The organism is Pseudoduganella sp. GW821-FHT05F09 (genome assembly GCF_059419605.1).
Window position 1 is genome coordinate 525,248 of the sequence record NZ_JBWKSD010000003.1, and the last position, 17,966, is coordinate 543,213.

Consider the following 17,966-nt stretch of genomic DNA (forward strand, 5'->3'; position numbering starts at 1 on the left):
CAGGAGCACACCATGACTTCCCATCTTCGTCCCGCGCTGGTTATTTTCGGCGCACTTACCCTGATCTGCGGCGTGCTGTATCCGCTGGCCGTCACCGGCATCGGCAGCGCGGCCTTCCCGGCGCAGGCGGCAGGCAGCATTGTCGAGGTGAACGGCAAGGCGGTCGGCTCGGAGCTGATCGGCCAGTCCTTCACATCGCCCAAATACTTCTGGGGCCGTCCTTCGGCCACCGCGCCGATGGCGAACAACGCGGCTGGCTCCAGCGGGTCCAACCTGGGACCGCTGAATCCGGCGCTCACGGACGCCGTGAAGGGGCGCATCGAAGCGCTGAAGGCGGCGGACCCGGGCAATACGGCGCCGGTGCCGGTGGACCTGGTGACCGCTTCGGCCAGCGGGCTTGATCCGGAGATCAGCGTGGCGGCCGCCCAGTACCAGGTGCGCCGCATCGCCGCCGCGCGCGGGCTGGACACGGAGCATGTGCGCGCGCTGATCGAGCGCGAGATGCGCGGCCGCGTGTTCGGCTTCTTCGGCGAGCCGCGCGTGAACGTGCTGGCGCTGAATCTGGCGCTGGACGGAAAAAGCACGCATACTCGCTAACTAGCCCCAGGCAACTATCAATATCAGACGAGCATGCTTCCAATCGACAGTCAAAGGCCCGACCCCGACGCGCTGCTGGCGCAGGTCCAGGCGCAGGAGCGCAAGGCTGCGCGCGGCAGGCTGCGCATCTATTTCGGCGCCTCGGCCGGCGTCGGCAAGACTTACGCCATGCTGTCCGCCGCGCGCAAGCTGCAGGCTGCGGGGCAGGGCGTGCTGGTGGGCGTGGTGGAAACCCACGGCCGCAACGAGACCGCGTCGCTGCTGGACGGCCTGGACGTGCTGCCGCTGAAGGACGTTGCCTATCGCGGCAAGGTGCTGAAGGAATTCGACATCGACGCCGCGCTGGAACGGCGCCCGCCGCTGATACTGATGGACGAACTGGCCCATTCCAACGCGCCCGGCTCGCGCCACCCCAAGCGCTGGCAGGACGTGGAGGAGCTGCTGGACGCCGGCATCGACGTGCTCACCACCGTCAACGTGCAGCACCTGGACAGCCTGAACGACGTGGTGGGCGGCATCACCGGCATCCGCGTCAACGAGACCGTGCCGGACACGGTGTTCGACGAGGCCGACGAGGTGGTGCTGGTCGATATTCCCGCCGACGAGCTGCTGGCGCGGCTGAAGAGCGGCCGCGTGTACCAGGAGCAGCAGGCCGAGCGCGCGTCCAGGAACTTCTTCCGCAAGGGGAACCTGATCGCCCTGCGCGAACTGGCGCTGCGCCGCACCGCCGACCGCGTGGAAGACGACGTGCGCGCCTACCGCGTTGAAAAATCCATCGACGCCATCTGGAAGACCGGCGCCTCGCTGCTGTGCTGCGTCGGCCCGCGCCCGGGCTGCGAGCACGTGGTGCGCAGCGCCGCGCGCCTGGCCGGGCAGCTGGGCACCGAGTGGCACGCGGTCTACGTCGAAACCCCGGCCCTGCAGCGCCTGCCCGAGGCCGAGCGCGAGCGCATCCTGAAGACGCTCAAGCTGGCGCAGGAGCTGGGCGCCGGCACCGCCGTGCTGACCGGCGCGGACATCGCCGCGGCGGCGGTCGACTATGCGCGCAGCCACAACCTGTCCAAGATCATGCTGGGGCGGGGCCATCCCACCTGGCCCTGGCGCGCCGCCCACATCAAGCGCATGGCCAGCCTGGCGCCGGACGTGGACCTGATCGAAATCGGCAACGCCAGCCGCGAGAACGCGCCGGCGGTGGAGGCGGGCGGCCTGGCTGGCTTGTCGCCCTTCGGCCGCACGCTGATGAACCCTTTCAATCCGCCCGCCGACGCGGCAAGCCCGCGCGCTTCCGCAGCGCCGGATGAGCAGCCCGACCCCGCCGCCAAACGGCGCGGCTGGCCCTATGTTGCGGCCGCAGGCGCCAGCATCGCCGCCGCGCTGGCGGCCACGCCGCTGCTGCCGTATATCGACCAGGCCAATATCGCCATGCTGTTCCTGCTGGTGGTGGTGCTGGTGGCGGTGCGGCTGGGACGCGGCCCTTCGGTGCTGGCCACCTGCGTGAGCGTGCTGTGTTTCGACTTCTTCTTCGTCGCGCCGCGCTTCAGTTTTGCGGTGTCGGACTTCCAGTACCTGATCACCTTCGGCGTGATGCTGGCGGTGGGCCTGATCACCGGCCACCTGACGGCGGGCCTGCGCTTCCAGGCGCGCGTGGCCTCGCACCGCGAGGGGCGTGCCCGCGCGCTGTACGAGTTCGCGCGCGAACTGTCCGGCGCGCTGCAGACCGAGCAGATTTTCGACAGCACCCGCAGCGCCGTGCAAACCGCCTTCCGCGCCAGGGCCGTGCTACTGCTGCCGGACGCCGACGGCCGCCTGCAGCCGCCTGCCCCGCAAGCGGGCGGCGGGGCGGGCTATCTGTCGGTGCTGGACATCGGCATCGCGCAATGGGCTTACGACCGCGCCGAAAGCGCGGGCCTGGGCACGGATACGCTGCCCGCCAGCCGCATCTTCTATATGCCGCTGGTGGCGCCGATGCGCACGCGCGGCGTGCTGGCCATCGAACCGGAGAACCGGCGCTGGATACTGATACCCGAGCAGCGGCGGCAGCTCGACACCTTCGGCGCGCTGGCCGCCATTGCGCTGGAACGCGTGCATTACATTGAAGTGGCGCAGGGCGCGCTGGTGAGCATGGAGTCCGAGCGTTTGCGCAATTCGCTGCTGGCGGCTTTGTCGCACGACCTGCGCACGCCGCTCACGTCGCTGGTCGGGTTGTCCGAATCGCTGGCCAGTTCGAAGCCCGAGCTGTCGCCGCAGCAGCTGGACCTGGCGCAATCGCTGCACGCCGAGTCGCTGCGCATGAGCACCCTGGTGTCCAATCTGCTGGACATGGCGCGCATCCAGAGCGGGGAAGTGAAGTTCAACCTGGAATGGCAGCCGCTGGAGGAGGTGGTGGGCAGCGCCTTGCGCGCCAGTGCACCGCAGCTGAAGCAGCACAGCATCAGCACCCAGCTGCCGCACGAGCTGCCGCTGCTGCGCTACGACGCCGTGCTGATCGAGCGGGTGCTGTGCAATCTGCTGGAGAACGCCGCCAAGTACACGCCGGCCGGATCGCACATCGCCGTCAGCGCCGCGCTGCACGGCGCATGGATGAATGTGATGGTGTACGATGACGGGCCGGGCCTGCCGCATGGCCGCGAGGAAGCCGTGTTCGAGAAATTCACGCGCGGCGAACGCGAATCGGCCAAGCCGGGCGTGGGCCTGGGGCTGGCGATCTGCCGCGCCATCGTGGAAGCGCACGGCGGCACCATACAGGCCGCCGCTTCGCCGCTGGGCGGCGCCGCTTTCGTCATCGCGCTGCCGTTGGGAACCCCGCCGGAACCACCGCAAGAAATACTGGAATGATGAATACTCAAGCACACGAAACCTCGCCCGTTGCCCTGCTGGTAGAGGACGAACCGCAGATCCGCCGCTTTGTGCGCGCCGCGCTGGAGGAGGAGGGCTGGCAGGTGCACGAATGCCCCACCATGCAGCGCGGCCTGATCGACGCGGGCACCCGCAAGCCGGATCTGGTGGTGCTGGACCTGGGCCTGCCGGACGGCGACGGCGTGTCCTTCCTGAGCGACCTGCGCAAATGGTCCACGGTGCCGGTGATCGTGCTGTCGGCGCGCGTGAACGAGGCCGACAAGATCAAGGCGCTGGACGCGGGGGCGGACGACTATCTGACCAAGCCTTTCGGCGTGGGCGAGCTGCTGGCGCGCGTGCGCGCCACCCTGCGCCGCCAGCGCCAGCCGCAAGCCGACACCTCGGGCCTGGTGCGCTTCGGCGCGGTGGAGGTGGATTTGCAGAACCGCCGCGTGACGAAGAACGGCGAAGGCGTGCACCTCACGCCGACCGAGTACCGTTTGCTGTCCGTCCTGGTCGGCAACGCCGGCCGCGTGATGAGCAACCCGCAACTGCTGCGCGCGGTGTGGGGGCCGTCGCAGAGCGAGAACGGGCACTACCTGCGCATCTACATGGGCCATTTGCGCCACAAGCTGGAAGACGATCCGGCCCAGCCGAAATACCTGCTGACCGAGACCGCCGTCGGCTACCGCCTGCAGCTGCCGGCTTAGAAACAAATTGTAATTCTTCCCATGCACGCCAAACGTGCGGCCTAAGATTGCTCATCGAATTTGCGAGGAGGGCATGATGGGCTACGTACTGTATGGCACCGACAGGAACGACAATATCGACGGCACGGCCGGCAATGACGACATCTACGGTTATGCCGGCTCGGATTCGCTGTTCGGCGGCCGGGGCGATGATTTCCTGGACGGCGGCTCGGGCCTCGACGAGGCCTTCTACAACGGCTACCGCGACGAGTACTCCGTGCTGGCCGACGGCAAGCAGTTCTGGGTGAAGGACCAGGTAGGGTCGGACGGCCTGGATCTGCTGAAGAATATCGAACGCCTCAATTTCAAGGACGGCGCGGTGGCGCTGGATATCGACGGCAACGGCGGCGAGGCGTACCGGCTTTACCAGGCAGCGTTCAACCGCGCGCCGGACGAGAAGGGGCTGGGCTATTGGATTGCGCAGCTGGACCACGGCGCCAGCTTGCGCGCGGTGGCGGCGGGCTTTGCCAGCTCCGGCGAGTTCCTCGCCACGTATGGGGCGAACGCGAGCAATGCCGATGTTGTGATGCGCTTGTATTCCAACGTGCTGCACCGCGCGCCGGACCAGGCGGGGTTTAACTACTGGGTCAATGTGCTGAACACCAAGCAGGACTCCGTGGCCGGCGTGCTGGCCGGCTTCAGCGAGAGCCAGGAAAACTACGCCCAGCTGATCGGCAAGATGCAGGACGGCGTGGATTACCAGCCCTGGGTGTAAATTTATTTGCTGAGCATGCGCATGGCGCGTTCGAGGCCTTCTATCGTCAGCGGGAACATGCGGTTGTTCATGAGCTGGCGGATGACGGCGATCGATTGGCGGTATTGCCACAGGCCTTCGGGCTCGGGGTTAAGCCAGATGAATTTGGGGAAGGCGTGCGTGAAGCGGCCCAGCCATTCGGCGCCGGCTTCTTCGTTGTTGTATTCGACCGAACCGCCCGGCTGCAAGATCTCGTAGGGGCTCATGGTGGCGTCGCCGACGAAAATGACCTTGGTGTCCGGCGTGTATTTGCGCAGCACGTCCCAAGTGGGGAAGCGCTCGGCGTTGCGGCGGCGGTTGTTCTTCCACAGGTAGTCGTACACGCAGTTGTGGAAGTAGAAGAATTCCATGTTCTTGAATTCGGTCTTGGCCGCCGAGAACAGTTCTTCCGTGCGCTCGATGTGGTCGTCCATGGTGCCGCCCACGTCGAGCAGCATTAGCACTTTGATGTTGTTCTTGCGCTCGGGCTGCATCTTGATGTCGAGGAAGCCGGCGTTGTTGGCCGTGGCGCGTATGGTCTGGTCCAGCGCCAGTTCTTCTTCGTGCCCTTCGCGCGCGAACTTGCGCAGGCGCCGCAGGGCTACCTTGATGTTGCGCGTGCCCAGCTCGCGCTCGGAGTCGTAGTCCTTGTAGGCGCGCGCCTCCCATACCTTGACTGCGGTGCGGTTGCCGCCCTTGCCGCCTATGCGCACGCCTTCGGGATTGGTGCCGCCGTTGCCGAACGGGGAGGTGCCGCCCGTGCCTATCCATTTGCTGCCGCCTTCGTGGCGCTCCTTCTGCTCTTTCAGCAGTTCGTTCAGGCGGTCCATCAGCTTGTCGTAGCCGAATTTTTCCAGCGCGGCTTTCTGTTCTTCGCTCAGCTCGCGCTCCATGCGCTTGATCAGCCAGTCGAGCGGGATGGCGCTGTTGGTGTCGAAGGCGCCGTTGATGCCCTTGAAGTATTGGGCGAAGGCGCGGTCGAACTTGTCGTAGTGCGCTTCGTCTTTCACCAGCGTCAGGCGCGACAAGTAGTAGAAGTCGTCCATCGACGCGTCGATGACGTTCTTCTGCATCGCTTCCAGCAGGGTCAGGAACTCCTTGATGGAGACGGGGATCTTCGCGTCTTTCAGCGTGAAGAAAAAGTCGATCAGCATGCTTAGTCTCTGCTTAGCTTGTAGCGCAGGTGCGCTTTGATTTCAGGCCATTCGCCGCGCACGATGCTGTACATGACGGTGTCGCGCACGGTGCCGTCGCGGCGCAGGCCGTGGTGGCGCAGCACGCCGTCCTTCTTGGCGCCCAGGCGCTCGATGGCGGCCTGCGAGGCGTGGTTGAAGTTGTCGGTGCGGAAGCCGACCACGGCGCAGCCCAGCGTTTCGAAGGCGTGCGTGAGCAGCAGCAGCTTGCAGCTGGTGTTGACGTAGCTGCGCTGGCGGCTGCGCGCGTACCAGGTGTAGCCGATTTCCACGCGGTCCAGCGCGGGCACGATGTCGTGGTAGCTGGTGCTGCCGATCACGGTGTTGCTGGCCGTGTCGATGACGGCGAAGGCGTAGCGGCCGGGGCGCATTTCGAGTGCGGCGGCGATGTAGGCGTCCACCATGTCCGGCTCGGGCACGGAGGTGATGCGCAGCTTCCACAGCTCGCCGTCGCAGGCGGCGGCGCGCAGGCCGGCGGCGTGCTGCGGGCCGAGCGGCTCCAGGCGCACGCCGTTCAGCTCCAGCGTCGTGGGCGCGAAATTGGCCAGCAAGGCGTTCATCAGCGGTTGGTCCGGTTCATGAACACCAGGCGCTCGAACAGGTGCACGTCCTGCTCGTTTTTCAGCAGCGCGCCGTGCAGCGGCGGCACCACGGCCTTGGCGTCCTTGCTGCGCAGCGCTTCGGGCGGGATGTCTTCGGCCAGCAGCAGCTTGAGCCAGTCCAGGAATTCGGAGGTGGACGGCTTTTTCTTCAGGCCGGGAACGTCGCGCACTTCGTAGAAGGTTTGCAGCGCGGTGGCCAGCAGGTCCTGCTTCAAGGTGGGGTAATGCACCTTGACGATCTGCTCCATCGTGTCCTTGTCCGGGAATTTGATGTAGTGGAAGAAGCAGCGGCGCAGGAAGGCGTCCGGCAGTTCCTTTTCGTTGTTGGACGTGATGATGACCAGCGGGCGGTGCTTGGCCTGCACCATTTCGCGCGTCTCGTAGACGTAGAACTCCATGCGGTCCAGTTCGCGCAGCAGGTCGTTGGGGAATTCGATGTCGGCCTTGTCGATCTCGTCGATCAGCAGCACCACCGGCTCGGGCGCGGTGAAGGCCTGCCACAGCACGCCCTTGACGATGTAGTTGTGGATGTCGCGCACGCGTTCGTCGCCCAGCTGGGAGTCGCGCAGGCGCGAGACGGCGTCGTATTCGTACAGGCCTTGCTGGGCCTTGGTGGTGGACTTGATGTGCCACTGCATCAGCGGCATGTTGAGCGCGGCGGCCACTTCTTCGGCCAGCATGGTCTTGCCGGTGCCGGGCTCGCCCTTGATGAGCAGGGGGCGCTGCAGCGTGAGCGCCGCGTTCACGGCCAGTTTCAGATCGTTGGTGGCGACGTAGTTGTCGGAGCCCTGGAAGCGCTGGCCTTTATTATTAGCGTGCATGAATGCTGTCTCGTAGTGGAAATTGGATGTCCCGAGTATATGCCAGATCGCTATACCACACTGCGGGCGGATGATGTGGACTCGCAACTTGTTATTGAGTTAGAATCGTTCGCTGTTGGCGTAAAAGTCAACTTTTATGCCCTCGGAGCATCGCAGTATCGTATCAGTATCATCAATATTACTGACGTTAACTTAGCCATCCACCATGAAAAAAATCTACGCAGTTCTCGTGCTTGCAGGCATCGCCAACGTTGCCGCAGCGGCGGACATCGTTGGAGACGCCAAGGCGGCTCCAGCCAAGATCGAAATGTGTATCGGTTGCCACGGCATCCCAGGCTACAAAGCCACTTTCCCCGAGGTGTTCCAGGTGCCTATGATTGGTGGCCAGTCGGCTAAGTACATCGAGAATGCGCTGCAAGGCTACAAGAAAGGCGAGCGCAAGCATCCGTCCATGAAGGGCATCGCCACCAGCCTGTCGGACCAGGATATCGCCGACATCGCTGCCTACTATTCGCAGCAGACCCAGAAAACCGCGCAGAAATGAGGGCCACGCACATGAAAAAACTGATTATCGCCCTGGTCTGCGCTTCCGCTTCCTTCGCCGCCACCGCCGGTGGCAATATCGACGCCGGCAAGGCGCTGGCCGAGAAGTACAGCTGCGCGGCCTGCCACGGCAAGGACTACAACTCGCCGATCGACCCGTCGTATCCCAAGCTGGCCGGTCAGCACAAGGATTACCTGCAGCACGCGCTGACCGCCTACAAGCGCGGCGACGCAGCCAACGGCCGCAGCAACGCCATCATGACCGGCCAGGTCAAGCCGCTGACCAACCAGGACATCAAGGATCTGGCAGCGTATCTGCACAGCCTGCCTGGCACGCTGGCGGTGCACCGCTGATTGCGCGCCGCAGCATAAGAAAAGCCACGCATCGCGTGGCTTTTTTTTCGTCCTGCCGTTCGCCTCAGCGCGCCGCGCGCCGCTGCACCGCTTCGATGTAGGCCAGCGCGTCCAGCGGCTGGCCGTTGCGCTGGGCGTTCCAGATCATCTCGCCCAGGCATTCCATGATCTCGTGCTGGGCTTCGTGCGCCGAGTCGAGCTTGAGCGTGAGCGCCGTGGCGGCCGCGCGGATGCCGGGCGGCTGGTCGATGGAGATCTGCTCGTCGATGGACAAGTGCATGGACAGGTGCAAAAAAGGGTTGGTCTGGCCGCTGTCGACCGAATAGTCGCGCGCCAGCGCCGCTTCCACGTCGCTGAGCACGTCTTCGTACTCGGGGTGGTGGCGTATCCAGTCGCCGGCCATGATTTCCAGCGGCGTGAGGATTTCGTTGGCGCGCTGTTTCTGGAAGACCGCGCAGAAGAAGCGGCGCACATCGTCGGAGGACGGATTGAACATAAGAGGGAGGACTAGGGCTGCTGGAAGCCGATATTGTACCTTGGCGCGGATTTGTGTACCCTGAGCCAGTTCATTAATGTAATTTAAACCATCTTGCCCGGAGCCAGCATGCTGAACCAAGAAGCACTCGACACCCTGTTCCACCAAGCCCGCAGCCATCAGGGCTGGCAGCCGCGCGACATCAGCGACGAGCTGCTGCACCAGCTGTACGACACGCTGAAATGGGCGCCGACCGCCTTCAACGGTTCGCCGGCGCGCTTTGTGTTCGTCAAGTCGGCCGAGCAGCGCGCCGAGCTGGCCGCCTGCGCCTCGCCCGGCAACGGCCCCAAGATTGAAGTGGCGCCGGTGACCGTCATCGTGGCCATGGACACGGCGTTCTACGAGAAATTCCCGCTGCTGTCGCCGCATGTGGACGGCCAGGCTTTCTTCGCCGGCAAGACGGCCATGATAGACACCTTTGCCATGCGCAACTCCTCGCTGCAGGGCGGCTACCTGATCCTGGCGGCGCGCGCGCTCGGCCTGGACTGCGGCCCCATGTCCGGCTTCGACGAGGGCAAGGTCAACGAGGCCTTCTTCGCCGGCACCACGCTGAAGGCCAATTTCCTGTGCAGCCTGGGCTACGGCGTGCCGGAGAAGCTGCGGCCGCGCGCGCAGCGCCTGCCGTTCGAGGACGCCTGCAAAATCGTCTGAGCATAAAAAAACGGACGCCGAGGCGTCCGTTTTGCTTTACTCCTGGCCCGGCTGCACGATGCCGGGCGTGTCGGGCGCGCAGTCGCAGGGATCGCCGCCGACCAGGGCCGGGGCGCCGCCCGCTGCTGCGGCGTCGGCCGCGTTGGCCGCGTTGGCGGCCACTGCGGCGATTGCCCGGCTGGCAATATTGCCGCCATTGCCATTATTATTGGCATTGCCGCCGCCGTTCGCTCCGTTGCCGCCGTTGCGCGGCGCGTGCGGCTGGCGCAGGTAGCGCGAGGTGTGGTGGCGGTTGCCGCCGTTGCCGTGCGCCGGCCACGTCAGGAAGCGCGACAGTTCCTGCAGGGCGCGCTGGTACACGTCGCGCTTGAACTCGATCACCACGTCCAGCGGCACCCAGTACTCGTGCCAGCGCCAGGCGTCGAACTCGGGGTGGTCGGTCAGGCGCAGGTTCACGTCATTGTCGCGCGCGCACATGCGCAGCAGAAACCAGATCTGCTTCTGGCCACGGTAGTGGCCGCGTATTTCGCGCTTGATGAAGTGGTCCGGCACCTCGTAGCGCAGCCAGTCGCGGGTGCGGCCGACGATCTTGACGTGTTCCGCCCGTAATCCTATTTCTTCCTCTAGCTCCCTGTACATCGCCTGTTCAGGCGTTTCGCCGTACTTGATCCCGCCTTGCGGGAACTGCCATGAGTGCTCGCGCACCCGCTTGCCCCACCACACCTCGTTATGGGCGTTAAGCAGGATGATGCCGACGTTGGGCCGAAACCCTTCACGGTCGAGCATGTTGCACCTCAAACTTTCTGCTTGCAGTACGTCCTTCTTATATTTTTGCCCACAAACCTGCGCGCCAGCCCGGTTTTCGGGGTATGAAAACCGTCGGCGGGCCATCTAATGAACGCATTTGTATAAAGTATGGACGCATCAGCCAGCTAATCCTTTAAAATTAGGTTGATTATAACTCTCTCTTTTTAAAAAGAATTCACCGTATGCGTGCCTCCCGATTTTTTATTTCAACTCTCAAAGAAGCGCCGTCCGACGCGGAGATCGTCAGCCACCAGTTGATGATGCGCGCCGGCATGATCAAACGCCTGGGCTCGGGTATCTACACCTACATGCCGATGGGGCTGAAGGTGATCCGCAAGGTCGAGGCCATCGTGCGCGAGGAAATGAACAACGCCGCCGCCATTGAGCTGCTGATGCCGCTGGTGCAGCCGGCCGAGCTGTGGCAGGAGACCGGACGCTGGGACAAGATGGGCGCTGAGCTGATGCGCGTGAAAGACCGCCACGGCCGCGAGTTCGCCATCCAGCCGACGTCCGAGGAAGTGATCACCGATGTTGTTCGTTCGGAAATTAAATCCTACAAGCAGCTTCCGTTGAATTTTTACCACATCCAGACCAAATTCCGCGACGAGCGCCGTCCGCGTTTCGGCCTGATGCGCGGCCGCGAGTTCACCATGAAGGACGCCTACTCCTTCGACCGCGACCTGGCCGGCATGCAGCAGTCGTACAAAGTCATGTTCGACGCCTACACCCGCATCTTCACCCGCTTCGGGCTGAAGTTCCGCGCGGTGGCGGCCGACAACGGCGCCATCGGCGGCACCGGCTCGCATGAATTCCACGTGATCGCCTCCACCGGCGAGGACGCGCTGGTGTACTGCCCAAGCTCGGACTACGCGGCCAATATGGAAGCGGCCGAGGCGCTGGCCACCGGCACCCGTCCCGCGCCCGGCGCCGAACTGGTGAAGACCTCCACGCCGAAAGCGGCCAAGTGCGAGGACGTGGCCAAGCTGCTGGGCACCGCGCTGAGCAACACGCTCAAGACGCTGGCGCTGACCGTGGAACAGGAAGACGGCAAGAAGCAGTACTTCATGCTGCTGCTGCGCGGCGACCATGAGCTGAACGAAATCAAGGTCGGCAAAGTGCCCGGCCTGGCCAACCACCGCTTCTCCACCGAGGCGGAGATACTGGAAGTGTACGGCTGCATCCCGGGCTACCTGGGTCCTATCGGCACCAAGGCGCCGGTCACCGTGGTGGCCGACCGCACCGTGGCCAATATGGCCGACTTCATCACCGGCGCCAACGAGGCGGACTTCCACTACACCGGCGCCAACTGGGGCCGCGACGTGGCCGAGCCGGCCATCGTGGCCGACCTGCGCAACGTGGTCGAAGGCGATCCTTCGCCGGACGGCAAGGGCGTGCTGGCGATCGAGCGCGGCATCGAAGTGGGCCACGTGTTCCAGCTGGGCACCGCCTACTCCGAATCCATGAAGGCCACCTTCCTGGACGAAAACGGCAAGGCCGCGCCGCTGCAGATGGGCTGCTACGGCATCGGCGTGACCCGCATCCTGGGCGCGGCCATCGAGCAGAACTTCGACGACAAGGGCATCATCTGGCCGACCTCGCTGGCGCCGTTCGAGCTGGTGCTGTGCCCGATGGGCTATGACCGCAGCGAGCTGGTCAAGGAAGAGACCGACAAGCTGTACGCCGCCGCGCAGGCAGCCGGCATCGACGTGATCGTGGACGACCGCGGTCTGCGTCCGGGCGCCATGTTCGCCGATTGGGAACTGATCGGCGTGCCGCACCGCGTGGTGATCGGCGAGCGCGGCCTGAAGGAAGGCAACCTGGAATACCAGGGCCGCCGCGATACCGAAGCGACCCCGGTGCCGCTGGCCGAGGTGGTGGACTTCATCAAAGGCAAAGTGCAGCAGTGAACAGCATGATCCATCAGCGCACAGGCGCGGAACGGCGCCGTTTCTGGGCCAGGCCGCTGCGCTGGTGGCATGTGCTGGCGTTTTCGACCGGCGTGCTGGGCGCGCCGTTCGGCTTTGCCGGCAACCAGCAGGAAGAAGCGCTGGCCGACACCGTGCGGCTGGCGCTGTCGAACGCCATCCTGGACGCCCGTCCGCCCAAGCCCAGCTTCAGCAATCCCGCCGACCGCCAGCGCTACGAATTGTGGCTGGGGCAGATGTCGGCGCGCCTCAAGCGCAAGCTGCCCGACGAGCAGATGCGCACCGAGTTCCTCGAGACCGCGTGGTACGAAGCGCGCCGCGCCGGGCTGGAGCCGGGGCTGGTGCTGGGGCTGATCCAGGTGGAATCGGCCTACCGCAAGTACGCGGTGTCCGTGGTGGGCGCGCGCGGCTATATGCAGGTGATGCCGTTCTGGACCAATGTGATCGGCGACAGCGACCGCCGCAAGCTGTTCAATATGCAGACCAATCTGCGCTACGGCTGCGCCATCCTGCGCATGTATATCGACATGGAGCGCGGCAACCTGTTCCTGGCGCTGGGCCGCTACAACGGCTCGCGCGGACGGCCCGACTATCCGAACGCCGTGCTGGCGGCGTGGAACAACTGGAAGACCTCCCCTCCGATCTGATTTTCCGCCGCACCGATTTCAGATAAGATGGCTGCCTTTGCGACACTGGGACAGGCCATGAAAAATCGGATTCGGAATACGGCGGACAAGCTGGCCATTGCCGCCATCGCCGCCGCGCTCGGCGCGCTGGCAGGCTGCGCGGGCAGCGGCTCGAAGCAGGGCCCGCAGGCGCCGGCGCCGCTGCCGCCCGCCATGCCGGCTGAATCCGCGGCGCTCAAGCACATCATCTTCCTGGTCGGCGACGGCATGGGCATCAACACGCTGACCGCCGCGCGCAATTACGCCGTGGGCGAGTCCGGCGATCTCACCATCGATACGCTGCCCGAGGCGGCCTACGTCAAAACCTATTCCAACGATATGCAGGTGACCGATACGGCCGCCGCCATGTCGGCTTACATGACGGGCGTGAAGACCAATAACGGGCAGCTCGCCGTTAGCGGCTGCGGTGCCGGTGCAGGTGCCGGTGCAGCGCCGCGCGCGCCGGCCACGCTGCTGGAGCTGGCGCGCAAGCGCGGCTGGGCGGCGGGTGTGGTCAACGCGGCCAGCGTGACGGACCCGCTGACGGCGGCAGGCTATGCGCACGCCTGCCAGGCCACGCGCAACGAGGACATCGCCGCCGCGCTGGTGCCGGACGGCGCGGGCTACAACGAACAGCTGGCGGGCGGGCTGGACGTGGTGCTGGGCGGCGGCGCGCAGTACTTCCACAAGCGCGCCGACGGCCGCGACCTGCTGGCCGAGCTGCGCGGCAAAGGCTACAAGCAGGTGGCCGACGCGGCCGCGCTGCAGGCGCTGGCACCGGCTGCGGGCCAGCGCGTGGCGGGCATCTTCGGCGCCAAGGCGCCGTCGCTGCCGGCCATGACCTCGGCCGCCATCGACGTGCTGGCAGGCAGCGGCAAGGGCTTCTTCCTGGTGGTGGGCAACGGCCAGATCGGCCAGGCGCAGCGCGCGTCGACCGCGCGCCGCGCGCTCGACGAAACGGTGGCGCTGGACAAGGCGCTGCAAATGGCCATCGCCAAGATGCAGGCCATCGACCCCGGCCTCAAACACACGCTGATCGTCATGACCGCCAGCAGCGACAGCACGCTGATACTGAACGGCTACTCCATCCGCACCGGCAAGACCACCGCCACCGAACCCGGCGTGCTGGGCCTGGTGCGCAAATACTCGAACGGCAGCTACTACAAGGACCTGGACGACGTCCCCTACACCATCATCGGCTACGGCAACGGCGTGAACCGCGTGCAGGGCAGCCGCGCCGGGGGCTCGCTGCTGAGCGACGCCATCGTCACCGAGCCGGGCTACCGCCAGGAGGCCACGGTGCGCATGGCGCCCGGCGGCACCACCAACGGCGGCACCGACGTTTACCTCGGCGCCATCGGCGCGCGCGCGGCGGACTTCCGGGGCACGCTGGACAACACGCAAGTCCATACGCTGCTCAAGAACGCGGCCGGCTGGTAAAGGATAAAAACAATATGAAACCTAGTCTCGCAATTTCCTCCCTGCTGCTGGCGGCAAGCGCCAGCGTCCATGCCGGGGAAGCGAAGAACATCATCTTCTTCCTCGGCGACGGCATGGGGCCGGCCGCCATCACCGCCGCGCGCATCTACCAGTACAAGGAAGAGGGCCTGCTCAAGTTCGAGCGCATCGAGCGCGTGGCGCGCATCAAGACCTACTCGCAGGATGCGCAAACCACCGACAGCGCGCCCTCCATGGGCTCCTACATGACCGGCGTGAAGATCCAGAACGAAGTGATCTCCATGTCGTCCGACACCAAGGCCAGCGCGCCGAAGAAGGACGCGCACGGCAACCTCACCATCGACACCTGCGCCGCCTCCAACGGCCGGCCCGCGGCGACGATACTGGAGCTGGCCAAGGCGCACGGCAAGGCGGTGGGCGCGGTCACCACCACCGAGGCCACGCACGCCACGCCGGCCTCCACCTACGCGCATAGCTGCCACCGCAACAGCGGCTACGCCATCGCGGCGCAGGCGGTGCCGGGCGGCGCGGGCTACAACGCGGCGCTGGGCGACGGGCTGGACGTGCTGATGGGCGGCGGCCGCCACCACTTCACGCCGTACAGCGCCGCCAACACCAAGGGCCGGGCCGACGGCCGCGACCTGCTGGCCGAACTGGCCGCGCGCGGCTACGCGGTGGCCACCGACAAGGCGCAGATGGACCAGGCCAGGCCGGGCCGCAAGTTCGTGGGCCTGTATGCCAAGGAAGACCATCTGGCCTATGAGCTCGAGCGCGGCGCGCGCAATCCGAAAGGGGAGGCCGCCACGCAGCCGTCGCTGTCGGAGATGACGTCCAAGGCCATTACGCTGTTGTCGGCCAGGCCGGAGGGTTTCTTCCTGATGGTGGAAGGCGGCAAGATCGACCACGGCCTGCACGACTCGAATGCCAAGCACGCGCTGGTGGACCTGGTGGCCTTCGACGACGCCATCCAGACCGCCATCGACCGCATGCAGCTGCTCGATCCCGGCCTGCGCAACACGCTGATCGTGATCACGGCCGACCATGACCACACGCTGGCCTTCAACGGCAATGCGCGGCGCGGCAATCCCATCCTGGACATTGTGCGCAACGCGGACGGCACGCCGGCGCGCGACGCGGACGGCCGCAGCTACACCGCGCTGGCCTTCGGCAACGGCCCGAACCGGCCCAACGAGCGCGCCGACGTGTCCAGCGAGACCGCGCTGGGCGACGACTACCACCAGGAGACGGGCATCCGCATCAAGGGCGAGACGCATGGCGGCGGCGACGTGAAGCTGTACGCCACCGGCGCCGGCGCGCAGGCGTTCAAGGGGACGATGGAGAACACCAGGGTGTTCGAATTGATGAAGGCCGCGTTCGGATTCTGACGCGCAAAAAAAAGGCCCCGGTCGCAGTGCGACGGGGGCTTAGTGTGCGCTGCGCACGCGCAGGCTCTTATTTCAAGTGATCGGAGATCAGCTTGGTCATTTCGAACATGGACACTTGGGCTTTGCCGCCGAAGACGGCTTTGAGCTTGTCGTCTGCGTTGATCATGCGGCGGTTGGCCGCGTCTTGCAGGTTCAGCTTCTTGATATAGTCCCAGACTTTTTTGGTGACTTCGGTGCGCGGCAGCGGGGAGGCGCCTACCACGGCGGCCAGCGAAGCCGATGGGGTCAGTTCCTTCATGAAGGCGGCGTTCGGCTTGCGTGGTGCTGCGGCTTTCTTCGCGGCGGCTGGTTTGGCGGCGGCGGTTTTAGCCGGCGCTGCTTTCTTGGCCGCAGGCTTTGCTGCTACTGCTGCTTTCTTTGCTGGTGCTGCTGGGGTTTTCTTGGCTGTTGCCATATTCGAGCCTCCTTAACGAACACAGGGAAAAGTTGCGCAATTCAATCGCACGGCTAATATTGGTGGGGATTTGCCGACTATGCAAGTGTTTTTCGAGTTTTTTCTCGGAAACGCCACGTAAAGCCCGCCAATGCTGGGCTTACGCACCGCGGCGGTGAGAAAACCCCGCGCGCGGGCGTAAAAAAAGCCGGCGCGCGGCCGGCTTTTCATTCGGGGAAGGGCGCTTAGCGCAGGCCCGGCATCATGCCTTTCATGGAGCGCATCATCTTCATCATGCCGCCGCCGGACAGCTTTTTCATCATGGTCTGCATCTGCTCGAACTGGTTCAGCATGCGGTTCACTTCCTGCACCTGCACGCCGGCGCCGGCCGCGATGCGGCGCTTGCGGGTCGCTTTGATCAGCTCCGGCTTGGCGCGTTCGGCCTTGGTCATGGAGTCGATAATGCCGACCATGCGGCGCACCTGCTTGTCCGCCTGGTCCATATTGGCGCCGCCGGCGGCCTGCTGGAACTGGGCCGGCAGCTTGTCGACCAGGCTGGCCATGCCGCCCATTTTCTTCATCTGGCCCAGCTGCGCCTTGAAGTCGTTCATGTCGAACTTGCCGCCTGATTTCACTTTCGCGGCCAGGTCGGCCGCCGCCTTGGCGTCCACGCCTTTGCGCGCTTCTTCCACCAGGGCCATGATGTCGCCCATGCCCAGCACGCGGCTGGCCATGCGGGCGGCGTCGAACGGCTCCAGGCCGTCCAGCTTTTCGCTCACGCCGGCGAACTTGATCGGCTTGCCCGTCACGTGGCGCACCGACAGCGCGGCGCCGCCGCGCGAGTCGCCGTCCAGCTTGGTGAGCACGATGCCGGTCAGCGGCAGCGCGTCGTTGAAGGCCTTGGCGGTGTTGATGGCGTCCTGGCCCAGCATGGCGTCGACCACGAACAGGGTTTCGATCGGCTTGACCGCCGCGTGCACGGCGGCGATTTCCTTCATCATCTCTTCGTCGATGCCGAGGCGGCCGGCGGTGTCGATGATCAGCACGTCGTGGTAGTGCTTCTTGGCCCAGTCCAGCGCGGCCAGCGCGATGTCGACCGGCTTGTCCTGCGCGGTGGAGGGGAAGAAGTCGGCGCCGACCTGGCCGGTCACCGATTGCAGCTGGGCGATCGCGGCGGGACGGTAGACGTCGGCCGAGACGGTCAGCACTTTCTTCTTCTTTTCTTCCTTCAGGTATTTGGCCAGCTTGCCGACGGTGGTGGTTTTACCCACACCCTGCAGGCCGGCCATCAGGATGATGGCGGGCGGCTGCTGGGCGAACGACAGCTGCGACGCTTCCGGACCGAGGTCCGCGCCCATCAGGGCGGCCAGCTCGCGCTGCACCACGCCCACCAGGGCCTGGCCCGGCGACAGCGAGGACAGCACTTCCTCGCCCAGGGCTTTTTCCTTGACCTTGGCGATGAAGTCGCGCACGGCCGGCAGGGCCACGTCGGCCTCGAGCAGCGCCATGCGCACTTCGCGCAGCATCTCGGCGGTGTTGGCTTCGGTCAGGCGCGCCTCGCCGCGCATGGTCTTGACGACCTTGGCAAGGCGCTGAGTCAGATTGTCTAGCATGTTGTGCCTACGTGAATGCGACGAAACCGCCATTCTACCTTATGGCGGCGCCCGATTCGCCCCGGGC

The 17,966-nt window shown here is 65.3% G+C and carries 18 protein-coding genes; 11 read left to right on the forward strand and 7 right to left on the reverse strand.

Annotated elements, in window-relative coordinates:
- Positions 1-12 precede the first annotated feature (12 nt).
- The 4 genes from kdpC to AC07S4_RS12200 all read left to right on the forward strand — a co-directional run bounded on the left by kdpC (position 13) and on the right by AC07S4_RS12200 (position 4,896).
- On the forward strand, positions 13-597 hold the full coding sequence (gene kdpC / locus AC07S4_RS12185; protein WP_494986901.1) for a potassium-transporting ATPase subunit KdpC: 585 nt from the start codon (positions 13-15) through the stop codon (positions 595-597).
- A 33-nt stretch (positions 598-630) separates the two neighbouring features.
- Positions 631-3,432, forward strand: coding sequence for a DUF4118 domain-containing protein (locus AC07S4_RS12190; protein WP_494986902.1), 2,802 nt, complete (start codon positions 631-633; stop codon positions 3,430-3,432).
- The gene (gene kdpE / locus AC07S4_RS12195; RefSeq protein WP_494986903.1) at positions 3,429-4,142 is read left to right on the forward strand and encodes a two-component system response regulator KdpE; all 714 of its coding nucleotides are present in this window, start codon (positions 3,429-3,431) and stop codon (positions 4,140-4,142) included. The genes AC07S4_RS12190 and kdpE overlap by 4 nt, the downstream gene beginning before the upstream one ends.
- Positions 4,143-4,215: 73 nt before the next feature.
- Entirely contained in the window at positions 4,216-4,896 is a 681-nt protein-coding gene (locus tag AC07S4_RS12200) for a DUF4214 domain-containing protein (RefSeq protein WP_494986904.1), read from the forward strand.
- Positions 4,897-4,898: 2 nt separating this feature from the next.
- Here the strand turns inward: AC07S4_RS12200 and AC07S4_RS12205 are convergent, their stop codons facing one another.
- The 3 genes from AC07S4_RS12205 to AC07S4_RS12215 are packed head-to-tail and all read right to left on the reverse strand — an operon-like array spanning position 4,899 to position 7,530.
- Positions 4,899-6,068 (reverse strand): vWA domain-containing protein, encoded by a 1,170-nt coding sequence (locus AC07S4_RS12205; RefSeq protein WP_494986905.1) that lies wholly within the window; start codon positions 6,066-6,068, stop codon positions 4,899-4,901.
- A 2-nt stretch (positions 6,069-6,070) separates the two neighbouring features.
- Positions 6,071-6,667 (reverse strand): GNAT family N-acetyltransferase, encoded by a 597-nt coding sequence (locus tag AC07S4_RS12210; protein ID WP_494986906.1) that lies wholly within the window; start codon positions 6,665-6,667, stop codon positions 6,071-6,073.
- Entirely contained in the window at positions 6,667-7,530 is an 864-nt protein-coding gene (locus tag AC07S4_RS12215; protein WP_494986907.1) for an AAA family ATPase, read from the reverse strand. Before AC07S4_RS12215 ends, AC07S4_RS12210 begins: the two co-directional genes overlap by 1 nt.
- A gap of 205 nt (positions 7,531-7,735) precedes the next feature.
- Here AC07S4_RS12215 and AC07S4_RS12220 point away from each other — a divergent pair, with 205 nt between their 5' ends.
- Entirely contained in the window at positions 7,736-8,074 is a 339-nt protein-coding gene (locus tag AC07S4_RS12220; RefSeq protein ID WP_161072766.1) for a c-type cytochrome, read from the forward strand.
- Positions 8,075-8,085: 11 nt separating this feature from the next.
- On the forward strand, positions 8,086-8,427 hold the full coding sequence (locus AC07S4_RS12225; protein ID WP_494986908.1) for a c-type cytochrome: 342 nt from the start codon (positions 8,086-8,088) through the stop codon (positions 8,425-8,427).
- A 64-nt stretch (positions 8,428-8,491) separates the two neighbouring features.
- Here AC07S4_RS12225 and AC07S4_RS12230 read toward each other — a convergent pair whose 3' ends face one another.
- Positions 8,492-8,923, reverse strand: coding sequence for a DUF1841 family protein (locus tag AC07S4_RS12230; RefSeq protein WP_494986909.1), 432 nt, complete (start codon positions 8,921-8,923; stop codon positions 8,492-8,494).
- Between the two features lie 108 nt (positions 8,924-9,031).
- Here AC07S4_RS12230 and AC07S4_RS12235 point away from each other — a divergent pair, with 108 nt between their 5' ends.
- Positions 9,032-9,613 carry a malonic semialdehyde reductase gene (locus tag AC07S4_RS12235; RefSeq protein WP_494986910.1) on the forward strand — a complete coding sequence of 194 codons (582 nt, stop codon included), beginning with the start codon at positions 9,032-9,034 and terminating at the stop codon, positions 9,611-9,613.
- A gap of 36 nt (positions 9,614-9,649) precedes the next feature.
- Here the strand turns inward: AC07S4_RS12235 and AC07S4_RS12240 are convergent, their stop codons facing one another.
- On the reverse strand, positions 9,650-10,399 hold the full coding sequence (locus AC07S4_RS12240; RefSeq protein WP_494986911.1) for an RNA pyrophosphohydrolase: 750 nt from the start codon (positions 10,397-10,399) through the stop codon (positions 9,650-9,652).
- A 203-nt stretch (positions 10,400-10,602) separates the two neighbouring features.
- On the opposite strand from AC07S4_RS12240, the gene AC07S4_RS12245 reads away from it, so the two are divergent.
- From AC07S4_RS12245 to AC07S4_RS12260, 4 genes are read left to right on the forward strand one after another with little or no spacing between them, the layout of a single operon-like run.
- Positions 10,603-12,327, forward strand: coding sequence for a proline--tRNA ligase (locus AC07S4_RS12245; RefSeq protein WP_494986912.1), 1,725 nt, complete (start codon positions 10,603-10,605; stop codon positions 12,325-12,327).
- 5 nt (positions 12,328-12,332) lie between these two features.
- Positions 12,333-12,992: a lytic transglycosylase domain-containing protein gene (locus tag AC07S4_RS12250; protein WP_494986913.1), complete on the forward strand. Its 660-nt coding sequence runs from the start codon at positions 12,333-12,335 to the stop codon at positions 12,990-12,992.
- 57 nt (positions 12,993-13,049) lie between these two features.
- Positions 13,050-14,450 carry an alkaline phosphatase gene (locus AC07S4_RS12255; protein ID WP_494986914.1) on the forward strand — a complete coding sequence of 467 codons (1,401 nt, stop codon included), beginning with the start codon at positions 13,050-13,052 and terminating at the stop codon, positions 14,448-14,450.
- Between the two features lie 14 nt (positions 14,451-14,464).
- Positions 14,465-15,853 carry an alkaline phosphatase gene (locus tag AC07S4_RS12260; protein ID WP_494986915.1) on the forward strand — a complete coding sequence of 463 codons (1,389 nt, stop codon included), beginning with the start codon at positions 14,465-14,467 and terminating at the stop codon, positions 15,851-15,853.
- A 67-nt stretch (positions 15,854-15,920) separates the two neighbouring features.
- On the opposite strand, the gene AC07S4_RS12265 is transcribed toward AC07S4_RS12260, so the two are convergent.
- Both AC07S4_RS12265 and ffh read right to left on the reverse strand, forming a co-directional pair.
- Complete coding sequence (locus tag AC07S4_RS12265; RefSeq protein ID WP_161072759.1) at positions 15,921-16,307, reverse strand: SWIB/MDM2 domain-containing protein; 387 nt, start codon at positions 16,305-16,307, stop codon at positions 15,921-15,923.
- Between the two features lie 224 nt (positions 16,308-16,531).
- Positions 16,532-17,899 (reverse strand): signal recognition particle protein, encoded by a 1,368-nt coding sequence (gene ffh / locus AC07S4_RS12270; RefSeq protein ID WP_494986916.1) that lies wholly within the window; start codon positions 17,897-17,899, stop codon positions 16,532-16,534.
- Between the last annotated feature and the right edge of the window lie 67 nt (positions 17,900-17,966).

What these genes read in the sequence shown, in the direction of transcription:
- AC07S4_RS12240 (WP_494986911.1), bottom strand. Translation starts at nt 10,399, where the DNA reads ATGCTCGACCGTGAAGGGTTTCGGCCCAACGTCGGCATCATCCTGCTT.
- AC07S4_RS12265 (WP_161072759.1), bottom strand. Translation starts at nt 16,307, where the DNA reads ATGGCAACAGCCAAGAAAACCCCAGCAGCACCAGCAAAGAAAGCAGCA.
- AC07S4_RS12235 (WP_494986910.1), top strand. Translation starts at nt 9,032, where the DNA reads ATGCTGAACCAAGAAGCACTCGACACCCTGTTCCACCAAGCCCGCAGC.
- AC07S4_RS12205 (WP_494986905.1), bottom strand. Translation starts at nt 6,068, where the DNA reads ATGCTGATCGACTTTTTCTTCACGCTGAAAGACGCGAAGATCCCCGTC.
- AC07S4_RS12220 (WP_161072766.1), top strand. Translation starts at nt 7,736, where the DNA reads ATGAAAAAAATCTACGCAGTTCTCGTGCTTGCAGGCATCGCCAACGTT.
- AC07S4_RS12260 (WP_494986915.1), top strand. Translation starts at nt 14,465, where the DNA reads ATGAAACCTAGTCTCGCAATTTCCTCCCTGCTGCTGGCGGCAAGCGCC.
- AC07S4_RS12190 (WP_494986902.1), top strand. Translation starts at nt 631, where the DNA reads ATGCTTCCAATCGACAGTCAAAGGCCCGACCCCGACGCGCTGCTGGCG.
- AC07S4_RS12250 (WP_494986913.1), top strand. Translation starts at nt 12,333, where the DNA reads ATGATCCATCAGCGCACAGGCGCGGAACGGCGCCGTTTCTGGGCCAGG.
- AC07S4_RS12255 (WP_494986914.1), top strand. Translation starts at nt 13,050, where the DNA reads ATGAAAAATCGGATTCGGAATACGGCGGACAAGCTGGCCATTGCCGCC.
- kdpC (WP_494986901.1), top strand. Translation starts at nt 13, where the DNA reads ATGACTTCCCATCTTCGTCCCGCGCTGGTTATTTTCGGCGCACTTACC.
- kdpE (WP_494986903.1), top strand. Translation starts at nt 3,429, where the DNA reads ATGATGAATACTCAAGCACACGAAACCTCGCCCGTTGCCCTGCTGGTA.
- AC07S4_RS12225 (WP_494986908.1), top strand. Translation starts at nt 8,086, where the DNA reads ATGAAAAAACTGATTATCGCCCTGGTCTGCGCTTCCGCTTCCTTCGCC.
- AC07S4_RS12230 (WP_494986909.1), bottom strand. Translation starts at nt 8,923, where the DNA reads ATGTTCAATCCGTCCTCCGACGATGTGCGCCGCTTCTTCTGCGCGGTC.
- AC07S4_RS12215 (WP_494986907.1), bottom strand. Translation starts at nt 7,530, where the DNA reads ATGCACGCTAATAATAAAGGCCAGCGCTTCCAGGGCTCCGACAACTAC.
- AC07S4_RS12210 (WP_494986906.1), bottom strand. Translation starts at nt 6,667, where the DNA reads ATGAACGCCTTGCTGGCCAATTTCGCGCCCACGACGCTGGAGCTGAAC.
- ffh (WP_494986916.1), bottom strand. Translation starts at nt 17,899, where the DNA reads ATGCTAGACAATCTGACTCAGCGCCTTGCCAAGGTCGTCAAGACCATG.
- AC07S4_RS12245 (WP_494986912.1), top strand. Translation starts at nt 10,603, where the DNA reads ATGCGTGCCTCCCGATTTTTTATTTCAACTCTCAAAGAAGCGCCGTCC.
- AC07S4_RS12200 (WP_494986904.1), top strand. Translation starts at nt 4,216, where the DNA reads ATGATGGGCTACGTACTGTATGGCACCGACAGGAACGACAATATCGAC.